Genomic DNA, 13,632 nt, shown 5'->3' with positions numbered 1-13,632 from the left:
CACCGAGGGTGACACCGATGACCAACCGCTTTCTCGGCCCGCTCGAAGTCGGCTCCCAGGGCCTCGGCTGCATGGGGATGAGCGCCTTCTACGGCGACGACCGCGACGACTCCGAGTCGATCGCCACGATCCACCGGGCGCTCGAACTCGGCGTCACGATGCTCGACACGTCCGACGCCTACGGGCCGCACACCAACGAGGAGCTGGTCGGCCGGGCGATCGCCGACCGCCGCGACCAGGTCGTGCTGGCCACCAAGTTCGGCATCGCCGAGCGCGACGCCGACGGGCACGCCCGCATCCGCGGCGACGCCGACTACGTCCGGTCGGCCGCCGAGGACTCGCTCAAGCGGCTCGGCGTCGACCACGTCGACCTCTACTACCAGCACCGCGTCGACCGGACCGTGCCGATCGAGGAGACCGTCGGCGCCATGGCCGAACTGGTCGAAGCGGGCAAGGTCCGCCACCTCGGCCTGTCCGAGGCCAGCGCGGACAACATCCGCCGCGCGCACGCCGTGCACCCGATCACGGCCGTGCAGTTCGAGTGGTCGCTGTGGTCCCGCGAGATCGAGGCCGAGATCGTGCCCACGGCCCGTGAGCTGGGGATCGGGATCGTCGCGTACTCGCCGCTCGGTCGCGGATTCCTGACCGGCAGCATCAAGTCCACCGACGACCTCGCGCCCACCGACTTCCGCCGCATCGCCCAGCCGCGGTTCACCGGCGAGAACCTGGAGCGCAACCAGGCGATCATCGAGTCGCTGCGGGCCGTCGCCGCGCAGCACGACGTGACGCCGGGCCAGATCGCGCTGGCGTGGGTGCAGCACCGGGGCGACGACGTGGTGCCGATCCCCGGCACCAAGCGGCGGAAGTACCTGGAGGAGAACGTCGCCGCGGCGTCGCTGGAGCTGACCGCCGAGCAGCTGGCGGTCATCGAGGCCGCCGTCCCCGCCGACGCGGTGGCCGGTGAGCGGTACTCGGAGGGCAGCATGAAGACGATCGACCGGTGAGGCGCCTCGCGGCAGGTCTCGCGGCGGTGCTCCTGCTGTCCGGCGGCACGTCGGGCGCGCGCCCGCCCACCACGCCGGACGGCTGGGTCGGCACCTGGGGCGGCGCGGCCGCCGCCGGTGTCGGTGGCGGGTACGTCGACTACTCGATCCGCAACATCGTGCACACCAGCGTCGGCGGGTCCGCCGTCCGCGTCCGGCTGTCCAACCGCTTCAGCCCGCAGCCGGTCCTCATGGGCCACGTGTCGGTCGCCGTCCAGGCGAAGTCCGGAACCCCGGAGGCGGTGGCCGGTTCCATGCGCGAACTGACCTTCGGCGGCAGCCCCGCGATCACCATCCCGGCAGGCGCCGACGTGCTCAGCGACCAGGTCTCCCTCCGCGTCCCCCGCGACGGCGACCTGCTCGTCACCACCTACACCCCCGCCCCGTCCGGCCCCGTCACCTACCACGGCCTCGCGACCCAGACGTCGTTCTTCACCCGCAACGGCGACTTCGCACTGGAAACCTCCGGCGCCAGCTACAACGAGCAGACCGCCGCCTGGCACTACGTCACCGGCGTGGACGTCCGGGGCTCGGGCGCCACCGGCACCGTCGTCGCGTTCGGCGACTCGATCACCGACGGCGCGGGCGCCACCTCCGGCGCCAACAGGCGCTGGCCCGATCTGCTGGCCGACCGCCTCGGCGGCCGACTGGGCGTCGTCAACTCCGGCATCTCCGGCAACCGCCTGCTCCTCGACGGCGGCGGCGCGGGCGTCAACGCGCTCGCCGGGTTCGACCACGACGTCCTGGCCGAGACCGGCGTCCGCTCGGTCATCCTGCTGGAGGGCGTCAACGACATCCAGCAGAACCCCCACCAGACCGACCCGGCCCCGATCATCGCGGCCTACCGCCAATTCATCGCACAGGCCCACACCCACGACATCAGGGTGCTCGGCGCCACCGTGCTGCCGTTCAAGGGCTGGCAGGTCTACGACCCGACACTGGAAGCGACCCGCCAGGCCCTGAACGACTTCATCCGCACAAGCGGCGCTTTCGACGCCGTGATCGACTTCGACACCGCCATGCGCGACCCGGCCGACCCGCTGCGGATGCGAGCGGAGTACGACAGCGGCGACCACCTGCACCCCAACGACGCCGGCTACCAGGCCATGGCCAACGCCGTGAACCTCGGCAAGCTCTGACCGACCCGTGGGCGTCCCGGTACGGGGCGCCCACGGGAGGTCGATGGCTGCCGAATCACACACTGCTGTCCAGGAACACCGGCACACCCGCCGAACCCTCACCAGCTCCGCTCACCACCACGTCGAACGTGTCCTGCGCGTACCCGTTCTGCCGAACCCCCACGGTCAACGCTGGCCACGTCCCACCGGCTTCGACGACATTGGCGTTGCGACAGGCCAACCCGTCCTCGACCTCGTCGCACTGCCACTGGTCACCGGTGATCGAAGCGATGTCCACCGCGTCCATGGGCATGGACAGTCGGAGTACGAGGGGCTCGGAGGTCTTCGAGGCGGGCCCGCCCACAGTCGTGACGAACGTGAACACCCCGCCGTGCAGCCGCCACTTCCCGTCACTTTCGAGAACACCCTTGCCCGGGACCATTTCCACTTCCAGTTGGTCCGCGGCGTCGGCTGCCGTGCCGCAGCCCGCGACGAACACCAGGACAGCCGCTACCGCAGTACCGCATCCCCTCAAATCCCCCATGCCACCAAGATGGCACAACCAGCCCAACCAACGGCGACGCCAACACGGCCCTTGTCCGACGCGGAGCGAGGATGCCCCATCGGCGCAGCCGGCCACCCGCATCCGGCGCGGAGCGCCCGCCGCCTTACCGACGCGCAGCGAGGTGCCCTATCGGCAAAGCCGATGCCTGGTCAGGCGCAGCCTGATGCTGGCGGAGCCAGATCTACCCCTGCCCCCGATACACAGCGCCCTCCTGCACTGCCCTTGTTTGTCAAGACATCTTTCCCGTCTTGACAAACAAGGGCAGTGCATTGAGACAATTGCGCGCACGGGGGCCGGGTTCCGCGTCCTGCCCCAGGTATCACCAGCCCGATCCCCCAAACCGGCCATCGATGCCCGCCGTTCTCCGGGTTCGGCCGATGTGACTTGGGCCCCCTTCTTCGGCCCTCGGCGGTCTAAAAGGGCAGGTGGTGAAGCTCCTGCCCGCCGCCGAAAGTGCAGGGCCGAAAACCCCAAGTAACATCGGCCGAACAAGATGCGGCACGCTCGCTCTTCTAGCGCTCGGGCGGTCAGCCCGGTCTCGCGAACAAATGCAGGCACGCTCGCTTCCGTGCTCTTCAACAGCTCAGCCCACCTTCGCGGTCAAACGGCACGCCTACCCCACAGCCACACTCGCCGCCAACACCGCCCCCAACTCCCAACACCCCTCCAACGCCCCCCGGTCCGGCGCCCCGGTCACCTCCACCACCGGCGCCGCCAACTTCCACGACATCCCCCCGGCGATCTCCTTCACACTCCGCACAGCCCCCTCCACCCCCAGGTTCCCGTGCACGTAAACCCCGTACGGCCTCCCCCGAGTGGAATCCAGGCACGGGTAGTAAACGGTGTCGAAGAAGTGCTTCAGCGCCCCCGACATGTACCCGATGTTCGCCGGCGTCCCCAGCACGTACCCGTCCGCCCCGAGCACGTCCGACGCCGTCGCCTCCAACGCCGCCCGCCGCACCACCTCCACCCCCTCGACCTCCGGCGCACCAGCCCCGGACACCACCGCCGAGAACATCTCGTGCAGGGCGGGTGACGGGGTGTGGTGGATGATCAGGAGGCGGGGCATGGAACCAGTGTGGCTCGCGCGCGTCCTAGTAGGCACACACAGGAGGGGGTCATGGACACTTCAATCATGAGGTCCAGCAGTCGGAGCAAGCGCATCACCTGGGGTGGCGGTCTGTCGGTCAGCCTCGGCCTGATCGGGTTGCCGCTGGTGTTCGTGGGCGTGTGGCCCACGTTCGACCACAGCCCGTGGGACGCGAACACGATGATCCTGGCCGCGGGTGTCTTCCTCTGCACGGTGAGCTACATCTCCGGGCGCATCGCGGTCGCCGCGGTGACCGAGGAACGCCGTCAGCCGGTGACCCCGCCCACGAGACGCCCCTACGTGGTGGCGGGCGTCTCGCTGGCGGTCGCGATCCTCTGCCTGGTCATCGCGCTCAACTGAGCAGGGTCTCCACCTGTGTCCTGAGTTCCGCGAGACGTGCCGCGGCCCGGTCGCGGGCGGGTGCCAACTCGTCCGCGACCGGCTCGACCACCTCGAGGTACGCCTTGAGCTTGGGCTCGGTGCCGGAGGGCCGCACGACGACGCGCACGCCGTCCTTGGTCAGCCGCAGCACGTCCGCCTCGGGCAGCAGGTCCTCGTGGGCGAAGCCGTCCGGCGGGTCCTGCCGCAGCCGTGCCATCAGGGCGCCGATGCGGCTCAGGTCGGTGAACCTGAGCGACACCTGGTCGGTGAGGTGCACGCCGTGCTCGACCGACAGCTGGTCGAGCGCGTCGAGCAGGGTCCGGCCGGAGGCCTTCAGGGTCGCGGCGAGGTCGCAGGCGACGACGGCGGCGGAGATGCCGTCCTTGTCCGTCACGGCGTCCGGGTCGACGCAGTGCCCGAGTGCCTCCTCGTAGGCGTAGACCAGGCCCTCGCCCGCGCGCACCAACCACTTGAAGCCGGTCAACGTCTCCGCGTACCGGGCGCCTTGCGCCTTGGCGATTTCGCCGAGCAATGACGACGACACGATCGTGGTCGCCACCAACGGATCCGGGTGCGCCGAGCGGTCCACTGTGGACAGCACGAGCGAGCCGAGCAGCACGCCGGTCTCGTCGCCGCGCAGCATCCGCCACGTGCCGTCGGGCCCCCGCACGCCGAGCGCGCACCGGTCCGCGTCCGGGTCGAGGGCGATCGCGAGGTCCGCGTCCTCCTGGGCAGCCAGCGCGAGCAGCTCGTCCGCCGCGCCGGGCTCCTCGGGGTTCGGGAACGCCACCGTCGGGAAGTCCGGGTCCGGCACGGCCTGCGACCGCACCACGCGCACGTCGCTGAAACCCGCGCGCCGCAACGCTTCCACGGCCGTCTGGCCGCCGACGCCGTGCATCGGCGTCAGCACCACGCGCAGGTCGCGGGCGGTGCCCTTGGGCAGCGACGACACGCGTTCCAGGTACTCGTCCACCTCGGCGTCGGTGACCGGCAGCCAGTCCGCCGACGTCTCCACCGAGATCGCCGCGGGCACCCGTGCCACGGCGGCCTCGATCTCGCGGTCCGCGGGCGGCACGATCTGCCCGCCGCCCGCCAGGTACAGCTTGTAGCCGTTGTCCGCGGGCGGGTTGTGCGACGCGGTGATCTGCACCCCCGCGACCGCGTTGTGCTTGCGCACCAGGAAGGCCAGCACCGGCGTGGGCAGCGGCCGGGGCAGCACGCGCACGGAGAAGCCTGCGGCGGCCAGCACACCCGCGGCGGCCTGGCAGAAGTCCTCCGAGCCGTGCCGCGCGTCGCGGCCGACGAACACGGTGCCGGTGTGGCCGTTCGCCCGCAGCCACTCCGCCAGACCGGCGGTGGTGCGGATGACGACGGCGCGGTTCATCCCGTTGGGACCCGCCCTGACCGGGCCGCGCAGACCCGCCGTGCCGAACGCGAGCGGCCCGGCCATGCGGTCGGCCAGCTCCTCCAGCGCGCCGGGCGCGCCACCCATCGCCCGCGCGAGGACGCCCTGCAACTCGGCGCGCGCGGCGGGGTCGGGGTCGTCGGCGATCCAGCGGAACGCGGCGTCGCGCAGGGCCGGGTTCAGGCTCATGCCCTCGTCACCAGTTCCCGGAGCAGCGCGCCCATGCGGGAAGCGGCGGCGGCGCCGGCCTCCAGCACCTCGAGGTGGTTGAGCGGCTCGCCGGTGATGCCGGCCGCCAGGTTCGTCACCAGCGACAGCCCGAACACCTCCACGCCCTCCGCGCGGGCCGCGATGGCCTCCAGCACGGTCGACATGCCGACCAGGTCGGCGCCCATCGTGCGCAGCATCCTGATCTCCGCGGGCGTCTCGAAGTGCGGGCCCGGCAGGCCCGCGTAGACGCCCTCCTCCAGCGAGGGGTCGATCTCCGCGGCGATGGCCCGCAGCCGGGACGAGTACAGGTCGGTCAGGTCCACGAACCGGGCGCCCACCAGCGGTGACGACGCGGTCAGGTTCAGGTGGTCGCTGATCAGCACGGGCTGGCCGACGGCCATGCCCTGGCGCAGGCCGCCCGCGGCGTTGGTCAGCACGACGGTGCGGGCGCCCGCGGCGGCGATGGTGCGCACGCCGTGCACGACCTTCTCGACGCCCTTGCCCTCGTACCCGTGCGTGCGGCCGAGCATGACCAGCACGTTCTTGTCGCCCACCGGCACCGAGCGGATCGTGCCGCCGTGGCCGACGGCGGTCGGCGCGTCGAAGCCCGGCAGCTCGCCGAACGGCACCTCCGCGGTGGGCTCGCCGATCAGGTCGGCGGCGGGCCGCCAGCCGGATCCGAGCACGACGGCGACGTCGTGCTTGGCCACTCCGGTGCGGTTCGCCAGCTCCTCGGCGGCCTCGGCGGCCAACGTCCCCAGAGCGTTCTTCTCGTCGTTTGTCCCGGTCACCGCGTGAGCGTAACCGCGGTCAGCCCGCCACGGAGAACGTGCCGCTGATGGTGTCGAAGAGCCGCACCCGGCCGGTTTCCTCCTGGTCGGTGGGGAACACCACCTCCACCACCCACAGGTCGTCGCCGTGCGGCACGATCCGCGAGAACCGCGACCGCCGCAGGTCCGCGCCCGGCTCCGGGTAGGTCTCGGTCAGCGGGAGGGCCGCCTCGACCGTGCGGTAGCTGAACTGGACCGCCTCGCCGTCGTAGTCGTTGCCCGGCACCTCGGGCAGGCCCTGGCTGGCCTCGGAGAAGTAGCGGTCCTCCGGCCAGTGCGACCGCACCAGCGCGAGGTAGTTCCCGATCCGGTAGTTCGGGTAGTAGCCGCCGAACCGCTGCACGGCGACCTCGTACAGCCCGTTCGGGGCCACCAGGTGGGTGACGGTGCTGGGGACCAGGTCGTCGTTCGTCCGCTGCTCGACGTAGGTGGTCCAGTCCGGGCCGACGCTGATGGTGAAGTCGGCCCCCTGGTCGCCGTTCGCCGCCGCCGCCGACGCGGTGCGCGGCACCAGCTGCTGCGCCTCCCCGATGCCGGGCACGCTCGGCGCGCTCTGCTGCTGCGGCGGGAGCAGCGACCGGCCCGCGACGAGCCTGGTCGCGACGAACCCGCCGACGGTGGCCGAGGCGAAGAGCAGCACGGTGATCACGACCAGCAGCGCCGTCACGGCGGGCTCGCGCCTGGGCGCCATGGTCCGCGTCGCGTGGTGGGCCACCTGGAACGGCAGCGGGCCGGGATCGGAGGCCAGCGGGGTGTCGGACGGGATCACCGGTTTCGGCGTCACGACCGGCGCCTTCACCGTGACCCGCAGGTCGCGGGTCACCTCGTTGTTCGGGAACAGCTCCACGCCGGGGTCCGCCAGCAGCGGGCGGACCAGCCTGCGGACCTCGGACAACGGCATCCGCGCGTCGGGCCGCTTGACCATCAGCCCCGCGATGACCGGGGCCAGTTCCCCCGCGCCGACCGGCGGCGGCACCTCGTGGTGCACGACCGCGTTGATCGTGCGCAGCACGTTCGTGCCGTCGTAGGGCGGGGTGCCGGACATGGCCGCCCACAGCGTGGCGCCGAGGCCCCACAGGTCGGCGGCCGTGGTCAGGGGCGCGCCGGAGGCGACCTCGGGGGCGATGTAGGAGGGGGTGCCGAGCATGATGCCGCGGCTGGTCATGGTCGCGTCGGCCACGTTGCGGGCGATGCCGAAGTCGGTGAGCTTGATCCGCCCGTCGTCGGCGATCAGCACGTTGCCGGGCTTCACGTCGCGGTGCACGATGCCCGCCCGGTGCGCCGACTCGAGCGCCGCGGCCACCGCGTCCGCCACCGCCGCGCCCTGCTCCTGGGTCAGCGGCCCGCGCAGCCGGATCAGGTCGGCCAGGCTGGACGACGGCACCAGCTCCATGACCACGTAGGGATCGCCGTCGAGCTGCACGACGTCGTAGAGCGTGACGAGGTTGGGGTGCGACAGCCGGGCGACCGACCGCGCCTCGCGCATGGTCCGCTCGCGCAGCACCTCCGCCTCGGCGTCGGTCGTGCCCGGTGGGCGCAGCACCTCCTTCACCGCGACGTCGCGCCTGAGCACCTCGTCGTGAGCCGCCCAGACGATGCCCATCGAGCCGCGGCCGAGCACGTGGCGCAGCCGGTAGCGCTCGCCGATCAAGCGCTCTGTCCGCTCGTTCTCCACGCGGTCATTCTGCACAATTAGGGGGGCGTTAGGGGCCGGGGCCACGATGCGTGCGTGGGAGGCTTGCTGCATCGTTCACGGCGGTGAACCTCACATAGCCGCCTCACCGCTTGTCGTCGACACTTCGGAGCATGATGGAACCGTCCGGTGATTTGGCTCTGGCCGCCGAGTTCCCGACGCCTGATCGGGAACGCTGGCGGGAACTGGTCGACGGGGTCCTGAGGAAATCGGGAGCCCCGTTCGAGTCCCTGGTCTCCACCACCTACGACGGCATCACCATCAACCCCCTCTACACCGCCGAGGACGTCTTCCCGCCGAGCGGTTTCCCCGGTGTCGCGCCGTTCGTGCGCGGTGGGAAACCCGATGGCGCGGTCGACGGCGGGTGGCTCGTCCGCCAGCTGCACGCGCACCCCGACCCGGCGGTCGCGAAGCACGCGGTGATGGGCGACCTGCTCAACGGCGTCGGCTCGCTGTGGCTCAAGGTCGGCTCGGCCGGGATCCCGGCGACGGCGCTGGACGACGTGCTCGCGGACGTCCACCTGGACCTCGCCCCCGTCGTGGTCGACGGCGGCGCGGAGTTCGCCGACGCCGGTCGCGCGATGCTCGAGGTCTTCGACGAGCGGCCGCTGCTGCCCGGCGAGGTGCGCGGCAACCTCGGCGCCGACCCGATCGGCGTGCTCGCCCGCTCCGGCGGGGAAGCGGACTTCGCCGCCCTGCTCGACCTGGTCACGCGCTCGCGCCGGTTGTTCCCCGAGCTGCGCTCGGTCGTCGTCGACGGCCTGCCGTTCCACCAGGCCGGTGGCTCGGACGCCCAGGAGCTGGGCGCGTCGCTCGCGGCGGGCGTGGCCTACCTCAGGGCGCTCACCGACGCGGGCCTGACCGTCGCGGAGGCGGCCGGGCAGCTGGAGTTCCGCTACGCCGCCAGCGCCGACCAGTTCCTCACGATCGCGAAGTTCCGCGCGGCCCGGCGGCTCTGGTCGCGGGTCACCGAGGTCGCGGGCGCGACGACGCCGCAGCTCCAGCACGCGGTGACGTCCACGGCGATGATGACCAGGCGCGACCCGTGGGTGAACATGCTGCGCACCGCGATCGCGTGCTTCGGCGCCGGTCTGGGCGGGGCGGACGCGGTGACCGTGCTGCCGTTCGACGCGGCCATCGGCCTGCCGGACGACTTCGCCCGGCGGATCGCGCGCAACACCCAGTCCGTGCTGCTGGAGGAGTCGCGGCTCGCGGGCGTGATCGACCCGGCAGGCGGCTCCTGGTACGTGGAGCGGCTGACCGACGAGCTCGCGCGGGCCGCGTGGACGTGGTTCCAGGAGATCGAGCGCGCGGGCGGCGTCGTGGCCGGCCTGCGGTCCGGGTTCGTGGCGGACCGGCTGGCGGCGACGTGGGCGGCGCGCGAGGCGAACCTCGCCGACCGCACCGACGCGCTGACCGGCGTGAGCGAGTTCCCGAACCTGGCCGAGAAACCCGTGGAACGGGCTCCCGCGCCCGCCGACCCGACCGGTGGCCTGCCGGTCGTCCGGTACGCGCAGGCCTACGAGTCGCTGCGCGACCGCTCCGACGCGCACCTGGCCGCTCACGGCGCGCGCCCCACCGTCTTCCTCGCCACGCTCGGCCCGGTCGCCGCGCACACCGCGCGGGCGTCGTTCGCGGCGAACCTGTTCCAGGCGGGCGGGATCGAGACGCCGAACGCCGGTCCGACGAGGACGGTCGAGGACGTGGTCGCGGCGTTCCGCGGGAGCGGGGCCCGGATCGCCTGCCTGTGCGGCAGCGAGAAGAGCTACGGCGAGCTGGCCGCTCCGGTGGCGGAGGCGTTGCGCGCCGCGGGCGCCGAGCGGATCCTGTTGGCGGGCAAGGAGTCCGACGCGGGGATCGACGAGTTCGTGTTCACCGGGTGTGCGGCGCTGGACGTCCTCGACCACACCTTCGCGGCCCTGGAGGTGGTGTGATGATCCCGAACTTCGCGGACATCCCGCTGGGCGACCCGGCGGGGTCCTCGGTGGACGATTGGCAGCGGGCGTTGCAGGAGACGACGGGCAAGGGCGCCGACGCGCTCGTGTGGGAGACGCCGGAGGGCATCGGCGTGAAGCCGGTGTACTCCGCGGCGGACACCGAGGGCCTCGACTTCCTCGCCACCTACCCCGGCATCGCGCCGTACCTGCGCGGGCCGTACCCGACGATGTACGTCAACCAGCCGTGGACCATCCGGCAGTACGCCGGGTTCTCCACCGCCGAGGAGTCCAACGCCTTCTACCGCCGCAACCTCGCGGCGGGCCAGAAGGGGCTGTCGGTCGCGTTCGACCTGGCGACCCACCGCGGCTACGACTCCGACCACCCGCGCGTCGCCGGTGACGTCGGCATGGCGGGCGTGGCGATCGATTCCATCTACGACATGCGGCAGCTGTTCGACGGCATCCCGCTGGACAAGATGAGCGTGTCGATGACCATGAACGGCGCCGTGCTGCCGGTGCTGGCGCTCTACGTGGTCGCGGCCGAGGAGCAGGGTGTGCCGCCGGAGCAGCTGGCCGGGACCATCCAGAACGACATCCTCAAGGAGTTCATGGTCCGCAACACCTACATCTACCCGCCCGCGCAGTCGATGCGGATCATCTCGGACATCTTCTCCTACACCTCCACGAGGATGCCGAAGTACAACTCGATCTCCATCTCCGGCTACCACATGCAGGAGGCCGGGGCGACCGCCGACCTGGAGCTGGCCTACACGCTGGCCGACGGCGTCGAGTACCTGCGGGCCGGTCGCGCCGCGGGCCTCGACATCGACGCGTTCGCGCCGCGGCTGTCGTTCTTCTGGGCCGTGGGCATGAACTTCTTCATGGAGGTCGCGAAGCTGCGCGCCGCCCGGCTGCTGTGGGCGAAGCTGGTGAAGGGCTTCGACCCGAAGTCGCCGAAGTCGCTGTCGCTGCGCACGCACTGCCAGACGTCGGGGTGGTCGCTGACCGCGCAGGACGTCTTCAACAACGTCACACGCACCTGCGTCGAGGCGATGGCCGCGACCCAGGGCCACACGCAGTCGCTGCACACCAACGCGCTGGACGAGGCGCTGGCGCTGCCGACGGACTTCTCCGCGCGCATCGCCCGCAACACGCAGCTGTTCCTCCAGCAGGAGTCCGGCACCACGCGGGTGATCGACCCGTGGGGCGGCAGCGCGTTCGTGGAACGGCTCACGAACGACCTCGCGCGCCGGGCGTGGGGGCACATCACCGAGGTCGAGGCCGCGGGCGGCATGGCGAAGGCGATCGAGGCGGGCATCCCGAAGCTGCGCATCGAGGAGGCCGCCGCCCGCACCCAGGCGCGGATCGACTCCGGCCGCCAGCCGGTGATCGGCGTGAACAAGTACCAGGTCGAGTTCGACGAGAAGATCGACGTGCTCAAGGTCGACAACGCGGGCGTGCGCGCCCAGCAGCTGGAGAAGCTGCGGCGGCTGCGCGAGGAGCGCTCGTCGGAGGCCGTTGAGTCCGCGCTGGAGGCGTTGACGAAGGCGGCCGCGGGCGAGGGCAACCTGTTCGCCCTGGCCATCGAAGCGGCCCGCGCGATGGCGACCGTCGGGGAGATCTCCGAGGCGCTCGGCAAGGTCTGGGGCCGCCACTCGGCCCAGATCCGCACGATCTCCGGCGTCTACCGGGAGGAGTCCGGTCCGGTGTCGAACGTGGACGCGACCCGCGAGGTCGTCGACCGGTTCGCGGAGGCGGAGGGGCGGCGCCCGCGCATCCTGGTCGCGAAGATGGGCCAGGACGGGCACGACCGCGGCCAGAAGGTGATCGCCACGGCGTTCGCCGACCTCGGCTTCGACGTGGACGTCGGCCCGCTGTTCCAGACGCCGGGCGAGGTGGCGCGGCAGGCCGTGGAGGCCGACGTGCACGTGGTCGGCGTGTCGTCGCTGGCCGCCGGGCACCTCACGCTGGTGCCCGCGCTGCGCGACGAGCTGGCGGAGCTGGGCCGCGACGACATCATGATCGTGGTCGGCGGCGTGATCCCGGCTCAGGACTTCGAGGCGCTGCACGAGGCGGGCGCGGCGGCGATCTTCCCGCCCGGCACGGTCATCGCCGACGCGGCGGGCGACCTGCTGGGCAAGCTGTCAGCCCAGCTCGGCCATGCCTAGGCCCGTCGACGTCGGGGAGTACGCGAAGGGCGTGCTCGCCGGGAACCGGGGCACGCTGGCGCGGGCGATCACGCTGGTCGAGTCCACCAGGGCCGACCACCGCGCGCTCGCGCAGGAGCTGCTGGTCGAGCTGCTGCCGCACGCGGGCGGCGCGCACCGGGTCGGCGTCACCGGCGTGCCCGGCGTGGGCAAGTCGACGTTCATCGACGCCCTGGGCACCAAGCTGACCGGCGAGGGGCACCGGGTGGCCGTGCTGGCCGTCGACCCGTCGTCCACCCGGACCGGCGGCAGCATCCTCGGCGACAAGACCAGGATGGCCAGGCTGGCGGTCGACCCCGCCGCCTACATCCGGCCGTCGCCGACGTCGGGCACGCTCGGCGGCGTGGCGCAGGCGACCAGGGAGACCATCGTCCTGGTCGAGGCCGCGGGCTACGACGTCGTGCTGGTCGAGACGGTCGGCGTCGGGCAGTCCGAGGTGGCCGTCGCGAACATGACGGACTGCTCGCTGTTCCTCACCCTCGCGCGCACCGGCGACCAGCTCCAGGGCATCAAGAAGGGCGTGCTGGAGCTGGCCGACGTGATCGCGGTCAACAAGGCCGACGGCGAGCACGAGCTGGAGGCGAAGAAGGCCGCTCGCGAGCTGGCCGGGGCGCTGCGGCTGCTCCGCCCGCCCGGCGCGCTGTGGCACCCGCCCGTCCTGACGTGCAGCGCGCTGACCGGTGCCGGGATGGACGGGGTGTGGGATCAGGTCGGCAAGCACCACTCCGCGCTCAGCGAGGCGGGGGAGCTGGCTGAGCGGCGCAAGCGCCAGCAGGTCGACTGGACGTGGGCGATGGTGCGCGACCAGCTGCTCGGACGCCTGCGCGCCCATCCCGAGGTGCGGACTTTGACGCCGGAACTGGAACGGCGGGTTCGGGAAGGCGAACTCACGGCGACCCTGGCCGCCGAACAGATCCTCAAGGCGTTCACGACCGACTGACACCACCCTCCGCGAGTCGAACCCCCAGACACCCCGTGTCGAACACTCAGACACCCCGTGTCGAACGTTCAGGCACTGCGAGTTCGTCACTCGGACACCGTGTGTCCGTCGGTCGGACTCGGGGTATGCCCGTTCGGGGGTGCCTGGAGGTTCGACAGGGGGTGCCTGGGGGTTCGACTCGCGGGGTGTAGGGGACATCTGGGTGCTGGTGTG

The 13,632-nt window shown here is 71.9% G+C and carries 11 protein-coding genes; 6 read left to right on the top strand and 5 right to left on the bottom strand.

What is annotated here, in order from left to right; translation table 11 throughout:
- Positions 1-17: 17 nt before the first annotated feature.
- A complete protein-coding gene (locus RM788_RS21115) occupies positions 18-1,004 on the top strand; it encodes an aldo/keto reductase (protein ID WP_315933436.1) in 987 nt (328 codons plus the stop codon).
- The gene (locus tag RM788_RS21110; RefSeq protein WP_315933435.1) at positions 1,001-2,182 is read left to right on the top strand and encodes an SGNH/GDSL hydrolase family protein; all 1,182 of its coding nucleotides are present in this window, start codon (positions 1,001-1,003) and stop codon (positions 2,180-2,182) included. The genes RM788_RS21115 and RM788_RS21110 overlap by 4 nt, the downstream gene beginning before the upstream one ends.
- 55 nt (positions 2,183-2,237) lie before the next feature.
- On the opposite strand, the gene RM788_RS21105 is transcribed toward RM788_RS21110, so the two are convergent.
- Complete coding sequence (locus tag RM788_RS21105) at positions 2,238-2,609, bottom strand: hypothetical protein (RefSeq protein ID WP_315933434.1); 372 nt, start codon at positions 2,607-2,609, stop codon at positions 2,238-2,240.
- A gap of 730 nt (positions 2,610-3,339) precedes the next feature.
- On the bottom strand, positions 3,340-3,795 hold the full coding sequence (locus tag RM788_RS21100; RefSeq protein WP_315933433.1) for a flavodoxin family protein: 456 nt from the start codon (positions 3,793-3,795) through the stop codon (positions 3,340-3,342).
- A gap of 51 nt (positions 3,796-3,846) precedes the next feature.
- On the opposite strand from RM788_RS21100, the gene RM788_RS21095 reads away from it, so the two are divergent.
- Complete coding sequence (locus RM788_RS21095; RefSeq protein WP_315933432.1) at positions 3,847-4,176, top strand: hypothetical protein; 330 nt, start codon at positions 3,847-3,849, stop codon at positions 4,174-4,176.
- On the opposite strand, the gene RM788_RS21090 is transcribed toward RM788_RS21095, so the two are convergent.
- From RM788_RS21090 to RM788_RS21080, 3 genes are read right to left on the bottom strand one after another with little or no spacing between them, the layout of a single operon-like run.
- On the bottom strand, positions 4,169-5,791 hold the full coding sequence (locus RM788_RS21090) for a phospho-sugar mutase (protein ID WP_315933431.1): 1,623 nt from the start codon (positions 5,789-5,791) through the stop codon (positions 4,169-4,171). The genes RM788_RS21095 and RM788_RS21090 overlap by 8 nt on opposite strands.
- The gene (locus tag RM788_RS21085) at positions 5,788-6,603 is read right to left on the bottom strand and encodes a purine-nucleoside phosphorylase (protein WP_315933430.1); all 816 of its coding nucleotides are present in this window, start codon (positions 6,601-6,603) and stop codon (positions 5,788-5,790) included. The genes RM788_RS21090 and RM788_RS21085 overlap by 4 nt, the downstream gene beginning before the upstream one ends.
- 19 nt (positions 6,604-6,622) lie before the next feature.
- Positions 6,623-8,317 (bottom strand): serine/threonine-protein kinase, encoded by a 1,695-nt coding sequence (locus RM788_RS21080; protein ID WP_315933429.1) that lies wholly within the window; start codon positions 8,315-8,317, stop codon positions 6,623-6,625.
- Positions 8,318-8,448: 131 nt separating this feature from the next.
- Between RM788_RS21080 and RM788_RS21075 the strand changes: the two genes are divergently transcribed.
- Genes RM788_RS21075 through meaB form a run of 3 tightly spaced genes read left to right on the top strand, consistent with a single transcriptional unit; the run spans position 8,449 to position 13,419 of the window.
- Positions 8,449-10,269, top strand: coding sequence for a methylmalonyl-CoA mutase family protein (locus RM788_RS21075; RefSeq protein ID WP_399344262.1), 1,821 nt, complete (start codon positions 8,449-8,451; stop codon positions 10,267-10,269).
- Positions 10,266-12,440 carry a methylmalonyl-CoA mutase gene (gene scpA / locus RM788_RS21070; RefSeq protein WP_315933428.1) on the top strand — a complete coding sequence of 725 codons (2,175 nt, stop codon included), beginning with the start codon at positions 10,266-10,268 and terminating at the stop codon, positions 12,438-12,440. Before RM788_RS21075 ends, scpA begins: the two co-directional genes overlap by 4 nt.
- The gene (gene meaB, locus RM788_RS21065) at positions 12,433-13,419 is read left to right on the top strand and encodes a methylmalonyl Co-A mutase-associated GTPase MeaB (protein ID WP_315933427.1); all 987 of its coding nucleotides are present in this window, start codon (positions 12,433-12,435) and stop codon (positions 13,417-13,419) included. Before scpA ends, meaB begins: the two co-directional genes overlap by 8 nt.
- Positions 13,420-13,632 lie beyond the last annotated feature (213 nt).

The sequence above is a fragment of the Umezawaea sp. Da 62-37 genome (genome assembly GCF_032460545.1).
Classification (GTDB): Bacteria; Actinomycetota; Actinomycetes; order Mycobacteriales; family Pseudonocardiaceae; genus Umezawaea.
Note: the sequence above shows the minus strand (reverse complement) of the source record. Positions and strands in the feature narration are given on the sequence as shown.

What these genes read in the sequence shown, in the direction of transcription:
- RM788_RS21115 (WP_315933436.1), top strand. Translation starts at nt 18, where the DNA reads ATGACCAACCGCTTTCTCGGCCCGCTCGAAGTCGGCTCCCAGGGCCTC.
- RM788_RS21100 (WP_315933433.1), bottom strand. Translation starts at nt 3,795, where the DNA reads ATGCCCCGCCTCCTGATCATCCACCACACCCCGTCACCCGCCCTGCAC.
- RM788_RS21095 (WP_315933432.1), top strand. Translation starts at nt 3,847, where the DNA reads ATGGACACTTCAATCATGAGGTCCAGCAGTCGGAGCAAGCGCATCACC.
- RM788_RS21090 (WP_315933431.1), bottom strand. Translation starts at nt 5,791, where the DNA reads ATGAGCCTGAACCCGGCCCTGCGCGACGCCGCGTTCCGCTGGATCGCC.
- RM788_RS21075 (WP_399344262.1), top strand. Translation starts at nt 8,449, where the DNA reads ATGATGGAACCGTCCGGTGATTTGGCTCTGGCCGCCGAGTTCCCGACG.
- meaB (WP_315933427.1), top strand. Translation starts at nt 12,433, where the DNA reads ATGCCTAGGCCCGTCGACGTCGGGGAGTACGCGAAGGGCGTGCTCGCC.